Here is a 23,280-nt window from a genome sequence, read left to right on the forward strand (position 1 = left end):
GGCACGGCCCCGGCGAGGAACCGTGTTTACCCATCCTGAACGGATTCGAAGGAGCAGCGAGACATGGCAGACACCCTGGACACCTCGGCGTTCCGCCGCGGGCTCAAGATCGAGATCGAGAAGGAGCCCTGGGAGGTCATCGAGTTCCAGCACGTGAAGCCGGGCAAGGGCTCGGCCTTCGTGCGGACGCGCATCAAGAACCTCATCACCGGCCGCACGATCGACAAGACGTTCAAGTCCGGTGACGTGGTGGGCAAGCCCGACATCGAGGAGAAGGAGATGCAGTACCTCTACCGCGAGGGCGACCACTACAACTTCATGGACAACAAGAACTACGAGCAGACGTTCCTCACCGCCGAGCAGATGGGAGACGCGAAGAACTTCATCAAGGAGAACACGACGACGCACATCCTGTTCTTCAACGGGAAGGCGATCGGCGTGACGCTCCCGAACTCCATGGACCTGAAGGTCGTCACGTGCGACCCCGGCGTCCGCGGGGACACCGTCTCCGGTGCGACGAAGCCCGCCACCCTCGAGACGGGCTACGTGGTCAACGTGCCGCTCTTCATCAACGAGGGCGACACGCTCCGCATCGACACCCGCTCGGGCGAGTACCTCACCCGCGTCGCGGGATAAGCTCGCGAGCCCCCTCCGTCCGATCCAGCCTTCCCGACAGACAGGAGTAGAACCCCGATGGCGACCCGTCCGCTGAAGCAGCAGCAGCCTGAGCGCGCACCCGAGCGCACCCCCGAGCCCGCCCCGGCTGGCGGCGGCTTCTCCTTCGAGGACGTGAAGAAGCTCGTCTCCCTCGTGGAGAAGAGCGACGTCACGCACATCGCGTGGCAGAAGGGCGCCGAGAAGGTCGTCATCCGCCGCGGCAACGCCGTCGTCGCCGCGCCCGCGCCGCTCTTCCACGCCGCCCCCGTCGCCGCGCCGGTGCCCGCCGCGCTCGCGCCCGTCCCGTCCGCCGCGTCGGCGCCCGCCGCCGGTGCGCCGAAGGCCGAGGCGAAGGCCGCCGACAAGCCCGGCGTGCTCGTGAACTCGCCGTTCGTCGGGACGTTCTACCGGGCCCCGTCGCCGGACTCGGCGCCCTTCGTGGACGTCGGCGTGAAGGTGAAGAAGGGCCAGACGCTCTGCATCGTCGAGGCGATGAAGCTCATGAACGAGATCGAGGCCGAGGTGGACGGCACGGTCGCCGAGATCCTCGTCCAGAACGCGACGCCCGTGGAGTTCGGCGAGCCGCTCTTCCGCATCGTCCCGGGCTAGGCCCACCGCGGAAAGGCCGCCCATGTTCAAGAAGGTCCTCATCGCCAACCGGGGCGAGATCGCCCTCCGTGTCCTCCGCGCGTGCAAGGAGCTCGGCATCGCCACGGTGGCGGTCCACTCCACCGCCGACGCCGAGTCGCTCCACGTCCGCTTCGCCGACGAGGCCATCTGCATCGGGCCGCCGCAGTCGAAGCAGAGCTACCTGAACCCGCGCGCGCTCCTCGCCGCCGCGGACATCACCGGCGCCGACGCGCTTCACCCGGGCTACGGCTTCCTCTCCGAGAACGCCGAGTTCGCCACGATGGTGAAGCAGATGAACCTGCACTGGATCGGCCCGCGGCCGGAGATGATCCAGCTGATGGGCAACAAGGTGGCCGCCCGCGAGGCCATGGAGAAGGCGGGCCTGCCGCTCCTCCCCGGCGCCCGCGGCAAGCTGAAGGACGCGGAGGAGGCGGAGCGGATCGCGGAGCAGGTCGGCTACCCGGTGATCCTCAAGGCCGCCGCGGGCGGCGGCGGGCGCGGCATGAAGATCTGCCGCGACCGGAGCCAGATCCGCGCGCTCTTCGAGACCGCGTCCAACGAGGCGCTCGCCGCGTTCGGCGACGGCTCGATGTACCTCGAGCGCTACGTCGAGATGCCGCGCCACATCGAGCTGCAGATGGTGGCGGACGAGCACGGGAACATCATCCACCTCGGCGAGCGCGAGTGCTCCGTCCAGCGCCGGCACCAGAAGCTCATCGAGGAGTCGCCGAGCCCCGCCGTCACGCCCGAGCTCCGGCGCGAGATGGGCGAGGTGGCGCTCCAGGCCATGAGGAAGGTCGGCTACAACAACGTCGGGACCATCGAGTTCCTGATGGACGAGCACGGCCGCTACTACTTCATGGAGATGAACACCCGCATCCAGGTCGAGCACCCCGTGACGGAGCAGGTCTACGGCCTCGACCTCCTGCGGGAGCAGATCCGCCTCGCGGCCGGCGAGAAGCTCGAGCGGACGCAGGACTCGGTGAAGCCGCTCGCGCACTCCATCGAGTGCCGGGTGAACGCCGAGGATCCGGTCACGTTCGCGCCGTCGCCGGGGCGCATCACCGGCTACCACCAGCCGGGCGGCTACGGCGTCCGCGTCGACACGATGGCGTACGAGCAGTACAAGGTGCAGCCCTACTACGACTCGCTCGTCGCCAAGCTCGTCGTCACCGGCGCGAACCGCGAGATCGCGCTGCGCCGCGCCATGCGGGCGCTGAACGAGTACGTGATCGAGGGGATCAAGACGAACATCCCCTTCCACAAGCGCGTCCTCGCGTTCCCGGCGTTCGCGCAGGGCCAGTACGACACCCGGATCGTCGAGCAGATCCTGAACCCGCCCGCGCCGGAGGAGGCCCCGGCCTCCAAGGTCGCGGCGGGGTAGCGTCCGCGGCCTGCGCCGTCGTGTCGCGCTCCGGTGCGGCACGCGGCGCGCCCGGACACCCACCCCGCGAAACCGGAAATCCCGCGTCAGTTCGCGGGGCTGGCAGCTTGACCGACCCGCCCCCTTTCGTTACGCTCGCGGACGCCCCTGGGCCCGCGTCGGCGCCGGTGCGCGCCCGCCCGCGCGCGCCGCCGCAGGCGCGGACCCCCCCTTCGCGAGCGCGCCCGGCCCGATGGCTGTCGACAAGAACAAGATCATCGCCGAGGCGACCAAGCTCGTTCAGAAGGGGGCGCTCGACAAGGCGATCGCGGCCTACCAGAAGATCACCGCCGAGGACCCGAAGGACGTCCGGATCCTCCTCAAGATCGGCGAGCTGTACCAGAAGAAGCGGGACGACAAGCTCGCCGCGGACGCGTTCCAGCGCGTCGCCGAGACCTACGCCGAGCAGGGCTTCTTCCTCAAGGCCGTCGCCGTCTACAAGCAGATCGTGAAGCTCGATCCGGAAGACCTCCGGGTCAACGAGCGGCTCGCCGGCCTGTACCAGCAGCTCGGGCTCCTCTCCGACGCCATGAGCCAGCTCCAGTTCATGGCGACCGCCCACGAGAAGGCGGGCGACGGCGCGAAGCTCACGGACGTGCTCGAGCGGATGGTGCAGCTCGACCCGGAGAACATCGCCTCGTCGATCAAGCTCGGCGAGCTGTACGCGCGCTCGAACCAGCCCGGCCCCGCCCTCGAGTGCTTCCGCCGCGCGGCCGACTATCTGAAGAAGCACAGCCGCGCCGACGAGTTCCTCAAGGTGGCGGAGCGGATCGCCGTGCTGCAGCCGGACGATCACGGCCTCACCCGCGAGCTCGCGAACATCTACCTCGCGAAGGGCGACACGAAGCGCGCGCTCGCGAAGCTCCAGCTCTGCTTCAAGGCGAACCCGAAGGACGTCGACACGCTGCAGCTGCTGGCGCAGGCGTTCCGGGACCTCGGCCAGACGACGAAGACGATCTCCGTCTACAAGGAGCTCGCGCACGTCCACGAGGAGCTGGGCCGCGCCGCCGACGCGAGGAGCACCTGGCGGAAGGTGCTCGAGCTCGCGCCCGACGACGAGGACGCCGCGGCCGTGCTCGGGACCGCGCGCGCCGCGCCGACGCCGCCGCCGGCGGCCGCGCCCGCGCCCGCGGCGGCAGCGCCGCGCGCGCCGCCCCCGGGGCCGCCGCCCGGCGCGCGCCCGGCGCCGCCCGTCCCCGCGTCTGCCGCGCCGGAAGCGATCTCGAAGCTGCTCACGGAGACCGACGTCTACGTGAAGTACGGGCTGCACGACAAGGCGCTCGACCACCTGCGGAAGGTCCTCGCGATCGCCCCGCAGTCCGCCGCCGCGCTCGAGCGGGTGCGGGACATCCACGTCGCTGCGCGCCGGCCCGCGGACGCCGGAGAGGCGGGCGCGGCGCTGGTGCGTGCGCTCCTCGCGAGCGGCGAGCACGATCTGGCGCGGGACGCGGTCGTGCGCCTCAGGTCCATCGACCCGGGGCACCCCGACCTCGCCGAGCTGAGCGCGGCCGCGGGCGGAACCGAGGAGGTCGAGCTCGAGCCCGCCGACGCCGCGGAGGTGGCGGACGTCCAGGACGGAGTCGAGCTGCAGGACGTCGACCTCGAGCCGGACGCCGCCGCCGAGGTCGCCGAGCCCATCGACGACGACGCCCTGGCGCTCGCCGCGGCGGGTGCGGAGGGCGACGAGGTCGTCGAGGACGAGCCCGCGCTGCCGCCGCCGGACGAGGGTGTCGCGCTCGAGGTGGAGGAGCCCGAGTACGCCGCGGAGGCGGAGCCGGACCTCGCCGCGGCCGGTGATGCGCTCGCCGAGGCCGCCGCGCTCGCCTCGGCGGAGGCGGAGGAGGTGGTGGACGAGCCGGCGCCGCCGCCCGCGCCCGTTCGCGCCGCGCCGCCGCCGCCCGCGCCTCGCGCGCCCGCGCCGCCCCGGGGGTCGGTGCTCGCGCCGCCGCCGCCCGCCGCCGTCCCGGCGCCCGTCGCCGCCGCGGACGACGAGGAGGCGGATCTCTCGGACGAGCTCGAGGAGACGGACTTCTTCCTCGAGCAGGGGCTCCTCCAGGAAGCGCGCGACGCGCTCACGAACCTCCTCACGTTCTACCCGGGCCACCGCGGGGTCGAGGAGAAGCTCGCCGACGTGGAGCGGCGCGCCGCCGCGGCCCGCCCGCCCCCGCCCGCGGCAGCGCCTCGGCCAGGGCCGCGCCCCGCGGCGGCCGCGCCGGCGGTCGACGAAGGCTTCGACATCGCGCGGGAGCTGGAGGAGGAGCTCGGGGGCGCACCCGCGGCGCCGCCCCTCGAGGACGAGTTCCAGTACTCGGTCGAGGACGTCTTCAACCAGTTCAAGAAGGGCGTCGAGCAGACGGTGAAGCTCGAGGACACGGCGACGCACTACGACCTCGGCATCGCCTACAAGGAGATGGGCCTCCTCGACGACGCGGTGCACGAGTTCGAGGTCGCGCTCAAGGGCAACGACCGCAAGAAGGAGGTCGATTGCCTGTCGATGATCGGCCTCTGCCAGATGCAGAAGGGGGCCGCGAAGGAGGCCATCCGGGCCTACCGGCGCGCGCTCGGCTCCGAGTGGCTCTCGAAGGAGGCGGTGAAGGCCGTCCACTACGAGCTCGGCTCCGCGTACGAGGCCGCCGGCGAACGCGAGGTGGCGCTCCACTATCTGCAGAAGGTGAACCGGATCGAGCCGGGCTTCCGGGACGTCGCGAGCCGCGTGTCGGCGCTCGGGGGCGGCCCGGGGCGGCCGCCTGCCGACGCGGAGCCGCGGCCCGCGGCGCGCGCGAACGGGACCGCGCCCCGCCCCACCGCCGCGCCCGCCGCCACGCCCGCGGCGCGCCCCGTCGTCGGACCGAAGAAGAACATCGGGTACCTCTAGGATCGCAGGACGCGCGTGACCTACCTCGAATTCTACGAGCTGTCGCAGGAGCCCTTCTCGAACGCGCCGGTGTCGCGGTTCTACTACTCGTCCGCCCAGCACGCGCAGGCGCTGATGCGCCTCACGCACGCGGTCTCGAACATGAAGGGCCTCGCGGTGCTGGTCGGCGACATCGGCGCGGGCAAGACCACGCTGGCGCGCCGGATGCTCGACAGCCTCCCCGAGGACGAGTACGAGGCCGCGCTCCTCGTCATCGTCCACTCCGGCATCACGGCGAGCTGGCTGCTCCGGCGCATCGCGCTCCAGCTCGGCGTCGAGAGCCCGGCCGAGGAGAAGCTCGCGCTCCTCGCGCAGCTGTACCAGCGGCTCGTCCGGATCTACGAGTCGGGCAAGAAGGCCGTCGTCCTCATCGACGAGGCCCAGATGCTCGCCACCCGGGAGATCATGGAGGAGTTCCGGGGGCTCCTGAACCTCGAGGTGCCCGAGCGGAAGCTCCTCTCCTTCGTCTTCTTCGGCCTGCCGGAGATCGAGGACAACCTGCGCCTCGATCCGCCGCTCGCGCAGCGCGTCGCGCTCAAGTACCGGCTCGAGCCGCTGAGCGCGGAGGCCACCGAGGCCTACGTGCGCCACCGCCTCCGCCTGGCGGGCGCGGCCCGCGTCCCGTTCACGCCCGCCGCCATCGCCCGGGTCCACGAGCACACCCGCGGCACGCCGCGCGTCATCAACACGCTCTGCGACAACGCGCTGTTCGAGGGCTTCGTCGCCCGCGCCCGCGAGGTCGACGATCGCCTCGTGGACCGCGTCGCGCGGGATCTCGGGATCGAGCCCGCCGAGAAGGCGCCGCCGCCCGCGGAGCGCCCCGGCCCGGCGGGCCGCCCGGCCGAGCGGACGCGCATCGATCTCGCGGAGATCGACCGGTACCTCGAGTCGCTCGGCGCGAAGTAGGCGGCGCGCCCAGGGCGTCGCCCGAAGGCGCGCTCCATCCCACACCGCGAGCTGAACGCCGCGATCTTGGCGCGGCGCGACGCGCGGGAGACAATCCGGGCGGAGCCGGATCGACTTGAAGAAGCGGACCCTCGCCCTCGCGTTCCTCGCGCTCGTCGCGACCCTCGTGGTCGTGACGCTGGCGATCCTGCGCACGCGCTGGGCCGGCGAGCGGATCTGCGGCCTCGCCGCCGCGCGCGTGGAGGCCGCGACCGGCCTCGCCCTCTCGTTCGCGTCCTGCCGCGTCGACCCGCTCGCGTTCGAGGTCGAGGCCGAGCGGGTCGCGCTCGGGCCGCCGGGCGCGCCGGTCTTCTCCGCGGATGCGCTCTCGGCGCGCCTCGCGCCGGTCCAGGCGCTGGGGCGCCAGCTGCACCTCGAGCGCGTGGCCCTCGTGCGTCCGCGGCTCGCGGTGACGATCCCGGGGGGCGCGGGCGCCGGCGGGCCCTGCCCGCCGCCGTTCCTGTCCCGGTTCGAGGTCCGCCAGCTCGACGTCGAGGACGGCGCGCTCGACCTGTCCTTGCCGGGCGGCCGGCGCGTCGAGGTGGAGCGGCTCGAGGTCCGCTCGAGGCCGCCCGCGCGCACCCTCCGCGCCCTCGCCGCGCCGGCGCGCCGCGCGCGGGTGGCCGTCGAGACGGGGCCGGTCCGGGTCACGGCGGCCGGGCGGCGCTTCGCGGCCGCGCGCGTCGAGGGCGACGCCGAGCTCGCGCTCGACCTCTCGGAGCTCGACGTGTCCTCGGCCGCGGCGGAGGTCGAGGGCGCGCGCCTCTCGGTGCACGGCCGCGTGCGCGACCTCTGCGCGCCGCGCCTCGACGTCACCGCCCGGGCGGAGGGGCCGCTCGCGGCCCTGCTCGCGCTCGCAGGCGTGCCCTCGACGGTGGTGGGCACGGCGTCCGTCGAGGCGCGCGTGACCGGCGCCCCGGGCGCGCCCGCGGTGACCGCGACCGTCCGGACGCACGGCGTGCGCGTCGAGCGCTGGATCCCGGGCGACCTCGAGGCGCAGGTGCGGCTCGCGCCGGACGCGCTCGTGGTCGACCGCCTGGCGATCGCCGCCCAGGGCGGCACGGCGGTGGCCCACGGCACGGTCAAGCTCGGGCGCGGCCTGCGCATCGACGCGGAGGTGGACTCGGCGGGCGTGGACCTCGCCGAGGTGCTGGACCGGCTCGGCGTCACCGGGCCCTGGATCACCGCCAGGCTCGACGGCAAGGGACGGATCGCCGGCACGCTCTCGCCGCCGCAGCTCGTGGGATCGTTCTCCGGCGACGTGCGCGGGTTCAAGGCGCTCACGCGGTCCTGGGCGGTCGGCGCGGGAGACCCCGGGATCCTGGCGTTCGCGAAGGGGCGGCTCGAGACCGGGCTGCGCGTCGACCGCGCGGGCCTGTTCATCGACGGCGCGCGGCTGACGGTCGGGCGGGGGACGGTCGAGGCGGACGGCGTCGCGTGGTTCGACGCGGCGCGCGGGTTCTCCGTGCGCTGCCGCGGTGACGTGGACTTCTCCGCGCTCGGGCGGCTCGCGACGATCCCCTGGAGCGGCCGGGGCACGGTCGAGGCGGCGATCGGCGCGGCGCCCTACGGCAACCCACACGTCACCGGCCGGGCGCGGCTCGAGGGCTTCCACTTCCTCGAGATCGACCTCGGCGCCGTCGCCACCGACTTCACCTACGACGACTTCCTCCTCCACTTCCGCGGCGCGGAAGGCGCGCTCGGCGCGTCGCGCTACCGGGCCGAGGCCCTCGTCGACCTCTCCCGGTACCCGACGCGGATCGTCTCCTCGCGCCTCGAGGTGCAGGGGCGGATCCGCGATCTCCTGGACGCCGTGCGCGACTGGCTGCCGAGGACCCGCGGCCTGCGCGACGTCGTGGACGGCGACGTGGAGCTCGTCGGGACCGGCAGCGGTCGCGCGGACGCGCTCGACGCGGACTTCGACGCGAGGCTCGGGGCCGGGGCCCTCGTCGGCCGCCGGTACGAGTCCGGCCGCGCGGCGGGGAAGATCCTCGCCGGTGAGACGATCCGCCTCGATCGCGGCGAGCTCCGGCGCGGCACGGGTATCGCGCGCATGGAGGGGCGCTGGGGCGTCGCGCCGCCGTTCCCGTGGAAGCTCGACGTCTCCTTCTCCGGCGTGCCGATCGCGGATCTGCAGCTCCCCGGGACGTGGGAGGGCTCGGCGAGCGGCAGGGCCGTGCTCGGCGGCGCGTACGAGCACCCCGACGTGCGGTTCGCCGCGAACGGCGACGCGGTGGCGCTCGACGGCGTGCCCCTCGGGACGGTCCAGGCGGGCGGCACGCTCGTCGAGCGGCAGCTCGTGGTGACCGGCAGCGCGGACGGGATCGACTTCTCCGGCGAGGTGCGCCTCGAGGGGGCGCGGCCGTTCCGGGCGCGCGCGGACCTGGCCCTCGAGGACGCCGCGCGCCTCGTCCCCGGCGGCGCGCCGGCGGGGCTGCACGCGCGCGTCCACGGCGTGGCGACGCTCGAGGGCGCGCTGGACGATCCGGCCCAGGGCCGCGGCGCCGCGACCCTCGACCGGCTGCAGGCCTCCTACGCGGATCTCCGCGTCGAGGCGGCCACGCCGGCGTCGCTCTCGTACGCTGCGGGACGGCTCTCGCTGGCGCCGCTGACGGTCCGGGGGATGAACACGGAGCTCACCGTCGCGGGCTCGCACGGCCCCGGCGGCCGCCTCGACGTCGCCGCGTCCGGGGGCGTGGACCTGCGCCTCCTCGGCGCGCTCGTCCCCGCGCTCCGCCGCGCCCACGGCCAGCTCGCGGTCGAGGCCCACGTCGGCGGGACCATCGAGGAGCCCGTGCTCGTCGGGTCCGGCCGGGTCTCGGACGCGGGGTTCCAGGTGCGCGGCGCGGCGGTCTCGTTCTCCGGCGTCCGCGGCGACCTCGCCTTCTCGCAGAACCGGGTCCTGTTCGACGGCCTCACCGGGGACGTGAACGGCGGCAGCGTGCGGCTCGGCGGCGAGGTCGAGCTCGCGCGGTTCGCGCCGACCCGCATGCGCGTCGAGGCGGAGCTCGCCGACGTGCCGGTCGCGGTGCCGGCGTGGCTCCCGGTGACGCTCCGCGGCCGCGTGGAGGTGGACGGCACCCCCGAGTCCGCGCTCCTCACCGGCCGCCTGCACGTGGTCCGCGCGCGCTACACGGCCGACGTGGATCTGGAGGGCAGCCTGCTCGAGCTGCGGCGCCGCCCGCCCCCGCCGCCCCGTTCCTACGACAAGTCCGGCGAGTGGCTGCAGCTCGACCTCCAGCTCGCGGTGGACGGCGACGCGCGCGTGGAGAACGACCTCGTCCGGGGCTCGCTCGGCGGCGCGCTGACCGTCACCGGGACCCTGGCGGCGCCGGGGGTGGCGGGGAGCCTCGCGATGGGCGAGGGCAGCCGGCTCGTGTTCCGCGGGAACGAGTTCATCCTCACGCACGCCGTGCTCGAGTTCACCGACCGGCACGGCGTCGAGATCGCGCTCGACGTCCACGGACAGTCGCAGGTGCGCGACTACGAGGTCCTGATGACCGTCTCCGGCTCGCTGTCGCGGCCGGACGTGAGCCTCACGAGCGTCCCCGCGCTCCCGCAGCCGGACATCGTGACGCTCCTGTCGCTCGGGTTCACGCGCCGCGACGCCGCCGCCGGGACCGGGGTGGGCGGGGTCGCGACGGCCGCCGCCGCGCAGGCGCTCTTCTCCGCTTCCGGGCTCGACGAGCAGGTGCGCCGGTTCCTCCCGCGCGGCGGCCCGATCCGCGACCTCTCGATGCGGATCACGAGCGCGTACTCCGAGGAGACGGGGCAGGTGGAGCCGCGCGCCGAGTTCGAATCGTGGCTCCTGCGCGATCGCCTCCGGCTCCTGCTGCAGGCGCCGCTCGGCGGCGCGCGGGGCCGCAAGGCGCAGGCGGAGCTCCGGCTCGGGCAGCACACGGCGGTGCAGTACCAGTGGGAGAACGACAACCCGGACGTCTCGACCGGGGATCACGGCGTCGACCTGAAGCTGCGGTGGGAATGGACGGATCGGTGAGCCGGCGCGCGTCCGGCGCGTACACGTGTCGCAGGACCCGCGCCGTGGCCGTCGCGGTGGCGGCGGCGCTCGCGCTCCCGGCCGCGGCCCGGGCCGGCGGGGCGCCGGCGCGAGTCGCCGCGGTCGATCTGCACCTCCCCGAGGGCGAGCCGCGGGAGGGCGCGGCGCAGCTGGTCGCCGTCGTCGTCGGCGAGCCGCTCTCCATCGCCGCGCTCCGGCTCACGGTCCAGCGGCTGTACCTCACCGGCCGGTACCGCAGCGTCGTCGTCCGGGAGCTCCCGGCGGACCCGCCCGCGGGCGCCAGAGGCACGTGGGTGCGCCTCGGCGTCGAGGCGCTGCCGATCCGGCGCGTCGAGCGGGTCGTGATCCGGAAGGATCGGGGCGGCCCCGACGAGGAGGCGCTGCGTGGCGCCGCGCGCCTCGATCCGGGCGATTCCTTCGACGACGTCGCGCTCGAGGAGGCGGTCGCGCGGGTGCGGGCGCTCCTCGGACGGCACGGCTTCCACGGCGCCGTGGTCGAGACGCGGGTGAGCGGGGACGCGCGCGTGGCCGTCGACCTCGCGGTCCGGACCGGATCCCCGACGCGCGTGCGGACCGTCCGCGCGGGCGAGCGCGGCGATCCCGCCGCGGCGTTCGCCGATCGGCTGCGCACGCGGCCCGGCGAGATCCTGGACGAGGACGTGCTCGCGGACGACGTGCGGGCGCTGCGCGCCGCGCTGCACCACGCGGGCTACCGGCGCGCGCGCGTCGGGACGCCGGTGATCGCGGTCGAGGGCGCGACGGCGGACGTCGAGATCCCGGCGGCCGCCGGGCCGCGGATCGCGTTCGTCTACCGGGGGAACGAGGTGATCCCCGCGGCCGTCCTGGAGCGGCAGCTCGGGCTCGAGGAGGACCAGCCCGTCGACGCGCCCGCGATCGACGCGGCGGTGGACCGACTCCGCGCGTACTACCGGGCCCGCGGGTACGCCGCCGCGCGCGTCGAGGCCGAGGAGCGGCGGCTCGGCGCGGACCTGCTCGTCGTGCTCCACGTCCACGAGGGGCTCCCGTACCGGCTCGGGTCCGTCGTGGTCGAGGGGGTCTCGGCGCGGGAGCCCGCCGCGATCCGGGACCGCCTCTTCGCGCTGCTCGAGGCCGACGAGGGCGAGGCATCGGGCGGCGAGGACGACGCGGCCCGGGCGCTCCTCGCGTCGATCCCGGGCGTCACCGCGCCGCCGTCGTCGCCGCCGCCCCTCGCGCCCCGCGCCCGATGGGACGAGGCCGCGTGGGACCGCGCCGCGGAGCGGGTCGTGGGCGCCTACCGCGCCGAGGGGTTCCTGGAGGCGGTCTACCTCGGCGGCTCCGTCACGCTGGACGGCGCGCGCCGGATCGCCGACGCCACCGTGCGGTTCCGCGAGGGGCCGCTCACGCGCGTGGAGTCGATCTCGTTCGAGGGGAACGCGGCGGTGTCGGTGCCGCTCCTCGCGAAGGAGTCCCGGCTCGCCCCCGGCGAGCCGCTCGCGTTCGACCGCGTCGAGGAGACGCGCGTCGCCATCCTCCGCCTGTACCTCTCGCGCGGCTACTACTACGCGCGCGTCGAGGCGCGGGAGGAGCTCGACCGGGAGCGCCACGTCGCTGCGGTCCGCTTCGTCGTCGACGAGGGGCCGCAGGTCCGGATCGGCCGCATCGTGGTCCTCGGGAACCGCCGCACCCGCGGCGAGCTGGTCCGGAGCGCCATCGACGTGGACGAGGGGCGGGTCTACGACCCCGAGGCCGTCGCGCGGAGCCAGGCGTCGCTCCTGCGCCTCGGGATCTTCCGATCGGTGAACCTCCGGCTCCAGGACGCGGACTCGCCGCAGCCCGTGAAGGACCTCGCGGTGGAGGTGGCCGAGCGGCCGTACGCGACGCTCACGCAGGGGCTCGGGTACTCGATCGCGAACGGGCCACGCGCGGAGCTCGAGTACACCCGGCCGAACGTGCTCGGCCGGGCCATCGAGCTCGCCGCGCGCGGGAAGGTGAACTACCTCGTGGACGTCGCGGGCTTCGGCCCGAACGTCGCGGGCAAGGACTTCGGCGAGCGCATCGAGGGGCGCGCCGACGTCGGCCTGCGCTGGAGCCGGCTCGAGCTCCTCCCGTTCCAGGCGAGCGCGCGCGCGGACGCCATCGGCGAGATCCTCCACCGCCGTGCGTACGACCTCCGCCGCCGGAGCGCCGTCTCCGGCCTGGACGTCGGCCTCACGTCGCGCGTCGGCTTCTCGCTCCAGTACGAGCTCGAGGTGGACGACATCCGGAGGACGTCCTTCTCCGGCCAGCTCACGCAGGCGGACATCGAGCGGCTGCGGTTCGACGAGGGCGTCACGACCCTCCAGGTCATCCGGCCGTCGTTCACGCTCGACTACCGCGACAACGCCGCCCACCCGCACCGGGGCTGGTTCGCCGCGGGCGCGTTCGAGTACGGGCACTCGCTCGGGAGCGGCGGAGACCGGGTGGCGCTGGGCCTGCTCCCCGGCTCGGACATCCACACCAACATGGTGAAGCTCTCCGGGACGGCCTCCGGCTACCTGCCCATCGGCCGCGCCAGCGTCCTCGCGCTGTCCCTCCGCGGCGGCCGGGTCTTCCCGCTCGACGACGGCTCGCGGACGATCATCCCGCGCCGCTTCTTCCTCGGCGGCGCGTCCACGATGCGCGGCTACGCCGAGGAGGAGATGATCCCCGAGGACGTCCGCGCGGATCTCTCCGCGGCGGCCCGGGCGTGCGCGACGTCGGTCACCGGCGTGGGCTGCACGGACCAGGGCCGCCGCATCGCGGCGGGGCAGCTGCCCGTGTCGGAGGGCGGCGAGGCGTTCGTGCTGGTCAAGAGCGAGGTGCGCCTGTCGCTCACGCCGTCGGTGGAGGCGGGCTTCTTCGTCGACGTCGGGAACGTGTGGCTGAACCCGAACGCCGTCGACCTGCTCGCGCTCCGGGCGAACGCCGGGCTCGGGCTCCGGTTCGTGACGCCGGTCGGGCCCGCGGCGCTGGACTTCGGGTTCAACGTCACGCCGGATCACAGCATCAACGAGCGGATGTTCGCGCCGCACTTCACCATTGGATTGTTCTAGACGTCACGCCATCGGTACCGCCCCGTAACCCGTGGCCGTGCCCGTGAGCGTGCCCGAACCCGTGCCCGTGACCCGCCTCCCGTGGCCCCTGGGCCGTTCCCGTGCCCCGCAGTGCGAGCGCTGGCGGGCACGTCTCACGGGCCACGGGCCACGGGAATCGGGAGGCGGTCACGGAGAGGCCGGGCACGTGTACGGGCACGGCCACGGGGCGCGGGCGCCTGTGAAGACCCAGCGGCTCAGGACGCCGGCCGGATGTTCTGGTTCAGCCGGAACAGGTTCTCCGGGTCGTACTTCGCCTTGAGCTGCGCGAGCCGGCCGTAGTTCGGGCCGTAGGCGCCCTGGATGCGCGCCGTCTCGTCCTCCGGCATGAAGTTCACGTACACGCCGCCGGTGGCGTGCGGGGCGAGCGCGTCGAACAGCGAGCGCGCCCAGGCGATGCAGCGCGCGTCGTCCGCCGGTTCACGCCAGCGCCCGTGCGCGTTCACCACGAACTCGACGTCCCGGTGCGGGTAGGCCGTCGCGGTGGCGGGGACGCGGTTCACCGCCCCGCCGAGCTGTCCGAGGAACAGCTCGCACTCGGGCGAGGGCAGCTTGCCGGCGTGATCGAGGAGGACGTCGATCGCGCCGTCGGAGAGCGTCCGCAGGTCGTGCGACTTCCAGTAGTTCCGGGCGCCCGGCGTGAGCAGCGCGTCGAACGCCGTCTGCCAGGCGACGAAGGGAGCGGGGCCGAGGTGCTCGCCGATGGGCGTCCCGAGCTTCCGCAGCGGCTCGACCGCCTGCCGACCCGCCTCGAGCTCTCCTGCCCAGCAGATGGCGAGGGCGAGGATCTCGGTCCCGTGGACCTCCGGCGCGAGGAACGGCAGCGGGGGTGCCTTCCGCAGCACGCCCCAGCACGCGAGCTCGTCCGGCGCGCGGGCGACGATCTCGCGGTAGCCCTGCAGCACCTCCCGCGCCCTCGAGAGCGGATGGACCACGAGCCCCGCGAGCACCTCGGGGCCGACCGGGTGCAGCCGGAACTCGAAGGAGGTCACCACGCCGAAGTTGCCGCCTCCGCCGCGCAGCGCCCAGAACAGGTCCGGGTTCTCCTGCTCGCTCGCGTGGATCAGCGCGCCGTCCGCGGTCACCACGTCGGCGGAGAGCAGGTTGTCCACCGTGAGGCCGTACCTGCGGCTCAGCCAGCCGAAGCCGCCGCCGAGGGTGAGCCCGGCCACGCCCGTCGTCGAGTTGATGCCGGTCGGCGTCGCGAGCCCGAACGCCTGGGTCTCGAGATCGAGCTCGCCGAGCGTCACCCCGGGCTCGACGCGCGCCGTCCGGGCCGCGGGATCGACCCGCACCGACTTCATCGGCGTGAGATCGATCATGAGGCCGCCGTCGCAGGAGGCGTTCCCCGCCACGTTGTGGCCGCCGCCCCGCACGGCCAGGTCGATCCCGTGACGGCTCGCCACGCTGACCGCGCGGATCACGTCCGCCGCGCCGGCCGCGCGGACGACGGCGGCGGGGTGCCGATCGATCATCGCGTTCCAGAGCGTGCGCGCCGCCTCGTACCCGGGCTCGCCCGGCAGGCAGAGCGCCCCCCGCACCTGGCCGCGCAGCGCCTCCAGCGCCTCCGGAGGCAATCCGCTCTCCCGGCTGGTGCGCTTCGCGGTCCCCCCCGTGGCCTGGGGCGGGAGCTTCGTCTCCGACGAGATCTCTCTCTGGCTCATGGTCTCTCCTCCGGTCCGCGAGCACGCGCCGGCGACGCGCTCCGCATCGCTCCGAGGTCGACGCCGGCCCGCAACGCGCGCAAGGAATGGCGGCGCGCCGGCGAGCGGACAAGGCCGTTTCGCTCCCGTGGCGCGGGGGAGCCCAAGATGTCCACGGGCAGGCCTCCGCCGGTCGGCGTGGCCGTCCGGTCGGACGCCGATCCCGCGGGCCACCGGCCGGCGAAGGGCGGCGCTCCCGCGAAGGGGGCGAACCCGCGGGAATCGCGCGGAACAAATACTTTTCCGGCCGGGTAGCCCTCGCCTACCGCGGGAAGCGCGCCATGACCTCGAAGAACGTCTCGAAGACGTCGTGCGGGAGGCCGCGCTCGCCGCAGTACTTCACGAGTGACGAGCCCCTCCGCGCGAACACGTGATCGGCGGCGTCCGCCGCGTGCCGGTCGCCGGTTCCGTCGCCGCAGAGCACGACGCGGTGCCCGGCGGCCTGGAGCTCCCGGACGACGCTTCCCTTGCAGAAGCCGCAGTAGCCGCAGTCCTCGCCGTGGAAGGCGACGGTGAGCCCCTCCGGGGCGCAGCTCGCGTGGTTCGCGCGGAGCTCGACGTGGGTGCGGAGCGGTGGCGGCAGGCGATCCAGCACCGGCTCGATGTAGACGTCGAGCCCGGCGGAGACGACGAGGAAGGGGCGGCCCGCGTCGCGCGACGCCGCGACGAACGCCTCGAACCCCGGTCGCCACGCGAACCGGCCGAGCGCGAACGCGGCGATCTCGTCGCGGGTGGCGCGGATGCCGCCGAAGATCGCGACGAGGAGCCGGCCGAAGTCGAGCTCGCCGGCGTGGTAGCGCGCCGCCTGGGCGCGGTAGTGCTCCACTCCGACGAAGCGGTACGCGACCTCGTCGCCGAGGTCCTCGGTGAGCGCGGTGCCGTCGAAGTCGCACACGATGGCCCAGGGCGCGGGCATGGGGAGGGATCATGTACTACGGGCGCTCTGCGGTCGCCATCACGCCGAACCCGGCCAGCACCGGCCAGGCGCGCGCCGCACGGAAGCCGCTGCCGTCGAGGAGCGCCACGAGCTCCGCCTCGCCGAAGCGCCGGTGGAGCCGGGACATGCCGCGCCAGAGCAGCATCGAGACGCCGAAGCGGGCCCCGCCGCGGAGCGCGGCGCGGAGCGGCGCCGGGACCGCGCGCGGCTCGAGGAACGCGACGCGGCCGCCCGGCCGGAGCGCGCCGCGGAGCTCGGCGAGCGCCGAGGCAGGATCCGGGAGGAGGTACAGGAAGCTGTGGCCCGTGACGCCGTCGAAGACGGCGTCGCGGACGGGGAGCGCGAGGGCGTCCCCCCGGACGAGCGCCAGCGGGACGCCGCCGCTCCGCGCCCGGGCCGCCGCGCGGCGGAGCATGTCGCCGGACACGTCGAGCCCGAGGTGCCACCGCCCGCGCTCCGCGCGCGCCATCTCGAGGGCGCTCGTGCCCGGGCCGACGCCGAGGTCGAGCACCCGCGGGCCCGGTACGAGCGCCGCCATCTCCCGGCAGTCGCGGCGCCACGCCTCGTTGTCGGTGACGAACGCGTAGATCGCGGCGGCCGGGCCGAACGCGAACCGGGCGTAGGCCCGGGCGGCGCTATCCCGGAGGGAGGCGATCGTAGAGCAGCCCCCAGCGGACGCCGCGGTCGGACACGGTGAGCCGGTCGAAGCCGGCGAGCGCCATGGCCTCGGCGACGATCGCGCCGCCGGCCAGGATGACGTCGGCGCGCTTCGGCTCCATTCCCGGCAGCGCGGCGCGCGCGGCGACCGGCAGCGCCGCGAGGCGGGCGAGGAGCGCCTCGACGTCCGCGCGCGCCATCACCGCGCCGTGCACCTTCTCCGCGTCGTAGGCCGGGAGCGCCTGGGCCACCGCGCACAGCGTGGTGACCGTGCCGGCCACGCCGACGAGCGTCGCGCCCGCCCCCGCCGCGAGCCCCGCGAGCGGCGCGAGCGCGTCCCGGGCGGCGGCGCGGACGCGGGCCCACTCCACCGCGGCGATGGGATCCGTCGTGACGTGCCGCTCCGTCAGCCGCACCGCCCCGACCTGCAGGCTCGTGCGCGCGCGGGGAGCGGGCCCCTCGCCCACGATGAACTCGGTGGAGCCGCCGCCGACGTCGAGGACCGCGAGCGGCCCGCCGGCGCCGAAGTCGCGGAACGCGCTCCCGTAGACGAGGCGCGCCTCCTCGTCGCCGGAGATGATCTCGGGCGAGAGGCCGGCCCGCTCGCGCGCGGCCGCGAAGAAGTCGGCGCCGTTCGCGGCGTCCCGCGCGGCGCTCGTCGCGACGCACGCGAGGATCTCGGCGCCGAGGCCGCGAGCCTCCGCTGCGTAGGCGGCGACGACGTCCACCGTGCCCTGGATCGCCGCGGGATCGAGCCGGCCGGTCCGGTCCACCCCGCGGCCGAGGCGGGTGATCTCCGCGCGCTCGAGGACCGGCGCGAGCCCGCCGCCGCGCCGCTCCGCGACGAGGAGCAGGACGGTGTTGGTGCCGACGTCGATCGCCGCGTAGCGGTTCTTGGACACCCGGCCTCCGTCGCCGCGCGCGGGGACGCCGCCGCGGGGAGAGTCTCTAATCCTGCGTCGGGCCCCACGCCGCGCCGGCGAGCTCGGCGCCCTTCGCGCCGGCGATGACCGTCTGCCGATCGCCCTTCGGGTCCGAGACCACGAGCTGCCAGCTGCCGGCGCGATCGGTCCGGAACACCAGCAGCCGCCCGTTCGGCGCCCACGAGGGCTCCTCGTTCGTGCGGCCCTGGTCCTGGGTCAGGCGCGTCACGGTGCCCGTGGCGGGCGCGATGGAGAAGACGTCGAAGACGAGCCGCTCGTCCCGCGCCGTGAACGCGATCTGATCGCCGCGCGGGCTCCACTGCGGCGTCTGGTTGTAGTTGCCCTGGAAGGTGACCCGCCGGAGGTCGCTGCCGTCCGCGCTCATCACGTAGATCTGGGAGCTGCCGGCGCGATCCGAGGAGAACGCGATGCGGCGGCCGTCCGGCGACCAGGTCGGGGTGACGTCGATGCACCGCTCCTTCGTGAGCTGGCGTGCCCCGGTGCCGTCGGCGTTCATCACCCACACGTGCGTGTTGCCATCCTTCGTCACCGTGAAGGCGATGCGGCTCCCGTCCGGCGAGTACACCGCGCCCATCGCGTTCGCGATGCCGCCGACCGGGCGGAACGACCGGTCCGCGAGCCGGTACGCCCAGATCTCCGGGCGCCCGGTCCGGTAGCTCGTCACGAGGAGCTCGTTGCCGTCGGGCCGCCAGGTCGGGCTCATGAGCGCCTTCCGCTCGGTGAGCACCACCCGCGGCGAGCCGCCGTCCACGTCGAACAGGACGAGCTCGTAGATCCCGGGGCGCTTGCGGATCGCCGCGATCTGGGAGGCGAACACGCCCGGCTCGCGCGTGTAGTAGCGGACGATCTCGTCGGCCATGCGGTGCGCGAGTCGCCGCGGCTCGGCGGCGGACACCTTCAGCGTCTTCACGAGCACCTCGCGGCCGGCGCGGACCTCGTAGAGGTGCAGCTCCCCCTCCACGTCCGCCGGGGTCCGGGAGAGGCGCGCCTTCACGAGCCCGTCCGCGCCGACGTCCGCCCAGCGCGCGAACTTGATGGACGTCGCGGCGTAGCCCTCGGACGGATCGGCGAGGAAGCCGCGCGGATCGAGGACGTCGAACAGGCCCGACAGGGCGAGGTCGGCCCGGACGACCGACGTCGCCTCGGCGGCGGCGGCGCGGGCGTCGCCCTCGCCCGAGAAGTCCACGACCGCGACCGGCAGCGGCCGGAACTCGGGAGACCCGACGATGATGGTCGGCCGGTCCTCCGCGAGGGCGGGCAGGGCGGCGAGGAGGAGCGCGGCGAGCGCGAGCGGGCGGGCGGGCATGGCGGGGGCTCCGGGGGTCGGCTACCCGAGGGTGCGCGGGGTGAAGATGACGAGGATGCCGCGGCGGTACTGGTCGCGGCTGCCCTCCGGCGGGGGCGGGACGCGGCGCGTCCGCGAGAGGGTCCGCTCGAGCGCGCCGTCGAAGAGGCCGTTGCCGCTCGGGGCCTCGACGTTCCAGCGCGCCACGCGGCCGTCCGACTCGATGTAGAGCACGACCTTCGCCTCGAGGCTCATCCGGTCGCGGTCCGAGAGCATCTCCGGCACGGAGTAGTTCTGGCGGAGCGCCTGCACGACCTGCGCGAGGTACCGGTCGCCCTCCGCGGCCTGATCGGCGTCGCCCATCGGATCGCCGTCGGGCGAGCCCCACTGCTCCTGATCGTGCTCCTGCGCCCGGCGCGCGCCCGCGAGGATCGACGCGACGGACGCGCCGCTCCCGCGCGCCGTGGAACCGGAGGCGTGCGCGGGCGGGGCGGGGGGCGGCGGCTTCGCGGCGAGCGCAGGCCGCGACGCCGGCGCCGGCTTGGCGGCGGGCGCCACGGGAGCGGGCGCGGCGGGGGCGGGGGCGGCGGCGGGCGCGGGAGCGGGCGGCGTCGGCGCGGCGGGAGCGGGCGGCGGCGCCGTCGAGGACTTGCGCGGCAGCAGCTCGTCCGGCCGCTTCTGCCCGAGCCGCACGAGCTTCGCGACGATCGGCTTCTGGTCCAGCGTGAGCTCCGGCCGCGAGGCGGCGGTGAGCGCCCACGCGATGACCGCCGCGTGAACGGTGGCGGACGCGAGGATCGCCGGCCAGGAGCGGTCGCGCCGCCCGAGCGCCGTCGCCACCGGGATCGTCATCGACGCCGCGCCTCCTTCTCCGGCGCCGCGCGCACGTGCTCGGGCGCGGGGTTCGTGATCATCCCGACGTTCACGATCCCCGCGCGCTGCACCGTCGCCATCACGTCGACGACGAACCCGTAGGGCAGCCCCTTGTCGGCCATGAGGTACAGCTCGTGGTCCTTCTGCGCCCGGGGATTCGCGCGGAGCTTGTCCTCGAGCAGGTCGTAGGGGATCTGCGCCGCGTCCTCCGTCGAGCCGAGCCACAGCGTCTTGTCGCGCTTGATCGAGAGGACGAGCTTCTGCTCCTCCGCGTCCACGGGCTTCGCGCGCGCGTCCGGCAGGTTCACCTCGACGCCCTGCTGGATGAGCGGCGCGGTGACCATGAAGATGATGAGCAGCACGAGCATCACGTCGACGAGCGGCGTGACGTTGATCTCGGTGAGGGTCTGGCGGCCTCCGCCGCCCGAGGACATCGCCACGGCTCGCTCCTAGCTGAAGAAGTGCCGCCGGACGATGTTGAGGAAGTCGTTCGAGAAGTTGGTCATCTCGCTGTCGAGCACGCGGATCTTCGAGACGAAGAAGTTGTACGCCACCACCGCCGGGATCGCGGCGAAGAGGCCGACGGCGGTCGCGATGAGCGCCTCGCTGATCGGGCGGGCCACCGTCGCGAGGTTCGCGTTGCCCATGCGGTAGATGTCGTGGAACGCGGACATGATGCCCCAGACCGTGCCGAAGAGCCCGACGAACGGCGCGGCGCTCGCGGTCGTGCCGAGGAACGGCACCTGCCGCTCGAGCGCGGTCACCTCCGACGCGGCGGCGCGCTTGAGGGCGCGCTCGACGTTCTCGATGCCGCCGAGCTCGTCGGACATGCCGCGCGGCTCGCCGTTCTCCTTCTTCCCGGCCGTCACCTTCGAGAGCTCGACGTAGCCGGCGCGGAAGACGTGGCTGAGGGGCGAGCCGACGAGCGACTCGGCGGCCTGGTAGATCGCGTCGAGGCGCTTCGACTGCCAGAACGTCTCGAGGAACTTCACCGACTCGTCCTGCGCGCGCCGGATCTGGAGCCACTTCTTCACGATGATGGCCCACGACACCGCCGACGCGCTGAGGAGCAGCAGGAGGACGCCGATGCCGACCGGCCCGGAGTGACGGGCGATCTCGAGGTAGTCGAGCCCGTCACCGCCCGCGGCGGCGAGCGGCGGGCGAGAGGCGAGGAGGGGGAGGAGCGATGGGACGGTCGTCATGGCAGGGATCGGTCACCTCTAGCACGGGGCGCGCGGGTGGGCGCGGCCCCCACCCGGCCATTCTCGGCGCGGAGACGGGGGTTCGCGAACAAAACGCCCGGGGCGACGAAATCTCTCCCGGGAGGCGCGGCTCACATCTTCCCACCCGCTGGGTGTGAGGAGTCGCCACGGATCGTGCCGGGCCGGCACCGGGAAGCCTGCCGGCAATGCATAATTCTCCCCGTTTCGCCGTCCAACCCCCGTGGCACGTGCGTTGCTCAACTGGACGGTGCCTGGGCCCCGAAGGGCCGGAACCTGCTGGAGGAGAATCCCAATGAGACGCCTCGCGCTGCTCCTCGCCGCTTCCGTCCTCGGGACGGGCTGCATCGTCACGAACGATACGTGCAACTCCCGCACGGTCTCCGTCGGCTGGCCGTCGTTCCTGCTCGCGAACGGGGTGGAGACCACTTCGTGTTCCGCCGCAGGGGTGCGGTTCGTCGACGTGTTCATGGACGACGCGCCCGTGGGGGAGTTCGATTGCACGCAGGGCGGCGTCAGCGTCCTCGACGTGCCGAGCGGGTCGCACCGCTTCACCGTCGAGGGGCTCGACCCCGCGAAGACGATCCTGCTCCGCGACGAGCCGACGGTGAGCGGCAGCGGGTGCGGCGAGCAGTTCGTCAACTCTCGCCCCGCGGAGGGGACCGTGACGCTCGACTACACCTTCACGCCGACGAACGTCTGCACGGCCGGCGGCTCGTACATCTGGTTCTCGATGTTCGACCAGATCGCGAACACGGTCGCCGCCGTCGCCGACGAGACGGCGAACACGACGGCCTACGTCTGCGGCACGCCCATCTCCTTCCCGATGCCGGTCGGCCCGTTCACGCTCCAGCGTGTCGAGGAGGTCGTGCCGTCGGCCGGCGCGTACGTCCCGACGGCGACGAACTGCACCGCGACCTCGTTCTCCGTGAACGCCGCCACCGAGTCGGTCCTCGCGGTCGCGCTCGTCGACGGGAACACGTTCTGCCCGGCGGCCGCGGCGCCGGCGGGCACGGGCCGCGCGAAGGCGCTGGCGACGACGGCGACGGCGGTGACGGCGAAGCCGTAGGGCAGCGTCGCGTGGTTCCCGGGGAGGGCGCGGGCCATCGGGGCCGCGCCCTCTCGCCTTTCCTCCGCGCGGCTCGGCGAGCGCGCGAGCCCCGACGGGAGTAGACTCCGCGCCGTGTCACGCATCGGCATCTTCGACTCCGGCGTCGGCGGGCTGACGGTCCACCGCGCGATCCTCGACGCGCTCCCCTCCGCGGACACCATCTACCTCGGCGACACCGCCCGCGTGCCGTACGGCACGAAGTCCGCGGAGACCGTCACGCAGTACTCGCTCCGGAACGCGCGCGTCCTCGCGCGCCGCGGGATCGACTTCCTCGTCGTCGCCTGCAACACGGCTTCCGCGGTCGCGCTCCCGGCGCTCCGGGCCGAGCTTGCGGTGCCGGTGCTCGGGGTCGTCGAGCCGGGCGCGCGGGTCGCCGCCCGGGCGTCGCGCACCGGTCGGATCGGCGTCATCGGCACGCAGGGGACCGTGTCCTCCGGCGCGTACCAGTCCGCGATCCGGCGCGCGCGAGAGGGGGCCGAGGTGATCGCGCGCGCCTGCCCGCTGTTCGTGCCGCTCGCCGAGGAGGGCTGGACGGATCCCGGCGACGCGATCGTCCGCGGCGTCGTCGCTCGCTACCTCGCGCCCCTCCGCGGCGCCGGCATCGACACCCTCGTCCTCGGCTGCACGCACTACCCCCTGCTCAAGGCGGCGATCGCGCTCGAGGTCCCGGGCGTCGTGCTGGTCGACAGCGCCGAGGCCATCGCGGCCGAGGTGCGCGAGCGGCTCGGCGACGCGCCGGGGGGCGCCGGACGCCACGACTTCCTCGTCACCGACGTGCCGGAGAAGTTCCTCGCCGTCGCGGGCCGGTTCCTCGGCCGCGCCGTCACGAGCGCCGAGCACGTGGATGTCTGAGCGGGGCGTCCCGCGCTCC

General features: G+C 74.3%; 17 protein-coding genes. 9 read left to right on the forward strand and 8 right to left on the reverse strand.

The genetic code is table 11. The features are described 5' to 3' along the window. Positions 1 to 63 precede the first annotated feature (63 nt). The 7 genes from efp (at position 64) to AMOR_RS16610 (ending at position 13,640) form a co-directional block, all read left to right on the forward strand. Positions 64 to 636, forward strand: coding sequence for an elongation factor P (gene efp, locus AMOR_RS16580; protein ID WP_248352666.1), 573 nt, complete (start codon positions 64 to 66; stop codon positions 634 to 636). Positions 637 to 693: 57 nt separating this feature from the next. Then, positions 694 to 1,266, forward strand: coding sequence for an acetyl-CoA carboxylase biotin carboxyl carrier protein (gene accB / locus AMOR_RS16585; RefSeq protein ID WP_248352667.1), 573 nt, complete (start codon positions 694 to 696; stop codon positions 1,264 to 1,266). A 22-nt stretch (positions 1,267 to 1,288) separates the two neighbouring features. Beyond that, positions 1,289 to 2,671 (forward strand): acetyl-CoA carboxylase biotin carboxylase subunit, encoded by a 1,383-nt coding sequence (gene accC / locus AMOR_RS16590; protein ID WP_248352668.1) that lies wholly within the window; start codon positions 1,289 to 1,291, stop codon positions 2,669 to 2,671. A 232-nt stretch (positions 2,672 to 2,903) separates the two neighbouring features. Beyond that, positions 2,904 to 5,585: a tetratricopeptide repeat protein gene (locus tag AMOR_RS16595; protein WP_248352669.1), complete on the forward strand. Its 2,682-nt coding sequence runs from the start codon at positions 2,904 to 2,906 to the stop codon at positions 5,583 to 5,585. Positions 5,586 to 5,600: 15 nt separating this feature from the next. After that, positions 5,601 to 6,530: an ExeA family protein gene (locus AMOR_RS16600; protein ID WP_248352670.1), complete on the forward strand. Its 930-nt coding sequence runs from the start codon at positions 5,601 to 5,603 to the stop codon at positions 6,528 to 6,530. A 115-nt stretch (positions 6,531 to 6,645) separates the two neighbouring features. Beyond that, positions 6,646 to 10,566 (forward strand): translocation/assembly module TamB domain-containing protein, encoded by a 3,921-nt coding sequence (locus tag AMOR_RS16605; protein WP_248352671.1) that lies wholly within the window; start codon positions 6,646 to 6,648, stop codon positions 10,564 to 10,566. Then, positions 10,551 to 13,640, forward strand: coding sequence for an outer membrane protein assembly factor (locus AMOR_RS16610; RefSeq protein ID WP_248352672.1), 3,090 nt, complete (start codon positions 10,551 to 10,553; stop codon positions 13,638 to 13,640). Before AMOR_RS16605 ends, AMOR_RS16610 begins: the two co-directional genes overlap by 16 nt. A 236-nt stretch (positions 13,641 to 13,876) precedes the next feature. On the opposite strand, the gene AMOR_RS16615 is transcribed toward AMOR_RS16610, so the two are convergent. From AMOR_RS16615 to AMOR_RS16650, 8 genes are all read right to left on the reverse strand, one after another. After that, a complete protein-coding gene (locus AMOR_RS16615; protein WP_248352673.1) occupies positions 13,877 to 15,343 on the reverse strand; it encodes an FAD-binding oxidoreductase in 1,467 nt (488 codons plus the stop codon). 301 nt (positions 15,344 to 15,644) lie between these two features. Then, the gene (locus tag AMOR_RS16620; protein ID WP_248352674.1) at positions 15,645 to 16,298 is read right to left on the reverse strand and encodes an HAD-IB family phosphatase; all 654 of its coding nucleotides are present in this window, start codon (positions 16,296 to 16,298) and stop codon (positions 15,645 to 15,647) included. 16 nt (positions 16,299 to 16,314) lie between these two features. Then, positions 16,315 to 16,857, reverse strand: a complete 543-nt coding sequence (locus tag AMOR_RS16625) for a class I SAM-dependent methyltransferase (protein WP_248352675.1) — start codon at positions 16,855 to 16,857, stop codon at positions 16,315 to 16,317. Between the two features lie 97 nt (positions 16,858 to 16,954). Continuing rightward, positions 16,955 to 17,878 carry a Ppx/GppA phosphatase family protein gene (locus AMOR_RS16630; protein ID WP_248352676.1) on the reverse strand — a complete coding sequence of 308 codons (924 nt, stop codon included), beginning with the start codon at positions 17,876 to 17,878 and terminating at the stop codon, positions 16,955 to 16,957. Positions 17,879 to 17,924: 46 nt separating this feature from the next. Next, positions 17,925 to 19,226 (reverse strand): protein TolB, encoded by a 1,302-nt coding sequence (locus tag AMOR_RS16635; protein ID WP_248352677.1) that lies wholly within the window; start codon positions 19,224 to 19,226, stop codon positions 17,925 to 17,927. A 21-nt stretch (positions 19,227 to 19,247) separates the two neighbouring features. After that, the gene (locus AMOR_RS16640; RefSeq protein WP_248352678.1) at positions 19,248 to 20,057 is read right to left on the reverse strand and encodes a TonB C-terminal domain-containing protein; all 810 of its coding nucleotides are present in this window, start codon (positions 20,055 to 20,057) and stop codon (positions 19,248 to 19,250) included. After that, on the reverse strand, positions 20,054 to 20,512 hold the full coding sequence (tolR, locus tag AMOR_RS16645) for a protein TolR (protein WP_248362540.1): 459 nt from the start codon (positions 20,510 to 20,512) through the stop codon (positions 20,054 to 20,056). The genes AMOR_RS16640 and tolR overlap by 4 nt, the downstream gene beginning before the upstream one ends. Before the next feature lie 15 nt (positions 20,513 to 20,527). Beyond that, the gene (locus tag AMOR_RS16650) at positions 20,528 to 21,280 is read right to left on the reverse strand and encodes a MotA/TolQ/ExbB proton channel family protein (protein WP_248352679.1); all 753 of its coding nucleotides are present in this window, start codon (positions 21,278 to 21,280) and stop codon (positions 20,528 to 20,530) included. 313 nt (positions 21,281 to 21,593) lie between these two features. Between AMOR_RS16650 and AMOR_RS16655 the strand changes: the two genes are divergently transcribed. After that, positions 21,594 to 22,367, forward strand: a complete 774-nt coding sequence (locus tag AMOR_RS16655) for a hypothetical protein (protein WP_248352680.1) — start codon at positions 21,594 to 21,596, stop codon at positions 22,365 to 22,367. Positions 22,368 to 22,481: 114 nt separating this feature from the next. Beyond that, a complete protein-coding gene (gene murI, locus AMOR_RS16660; protein ID WP_248352681.1) occupies positions 22,482 to 23,261 on the forward strand; it encodes a glutamate racemase in 780 nt (259 codons plus the stop codon). Positions 23,262 to 23,280: the final 19 nt, after the last annotated feature.

This window comes from Anaeromyxobacter oryzae (assembly GCF_023169945.1).
GTDB lineage: Bacteria > Myxococcota > Myxococcia > Myxococcales > Anaeromyxobacteraceae > Anaeromyxobacter > Anaeromyxobacter oryzae.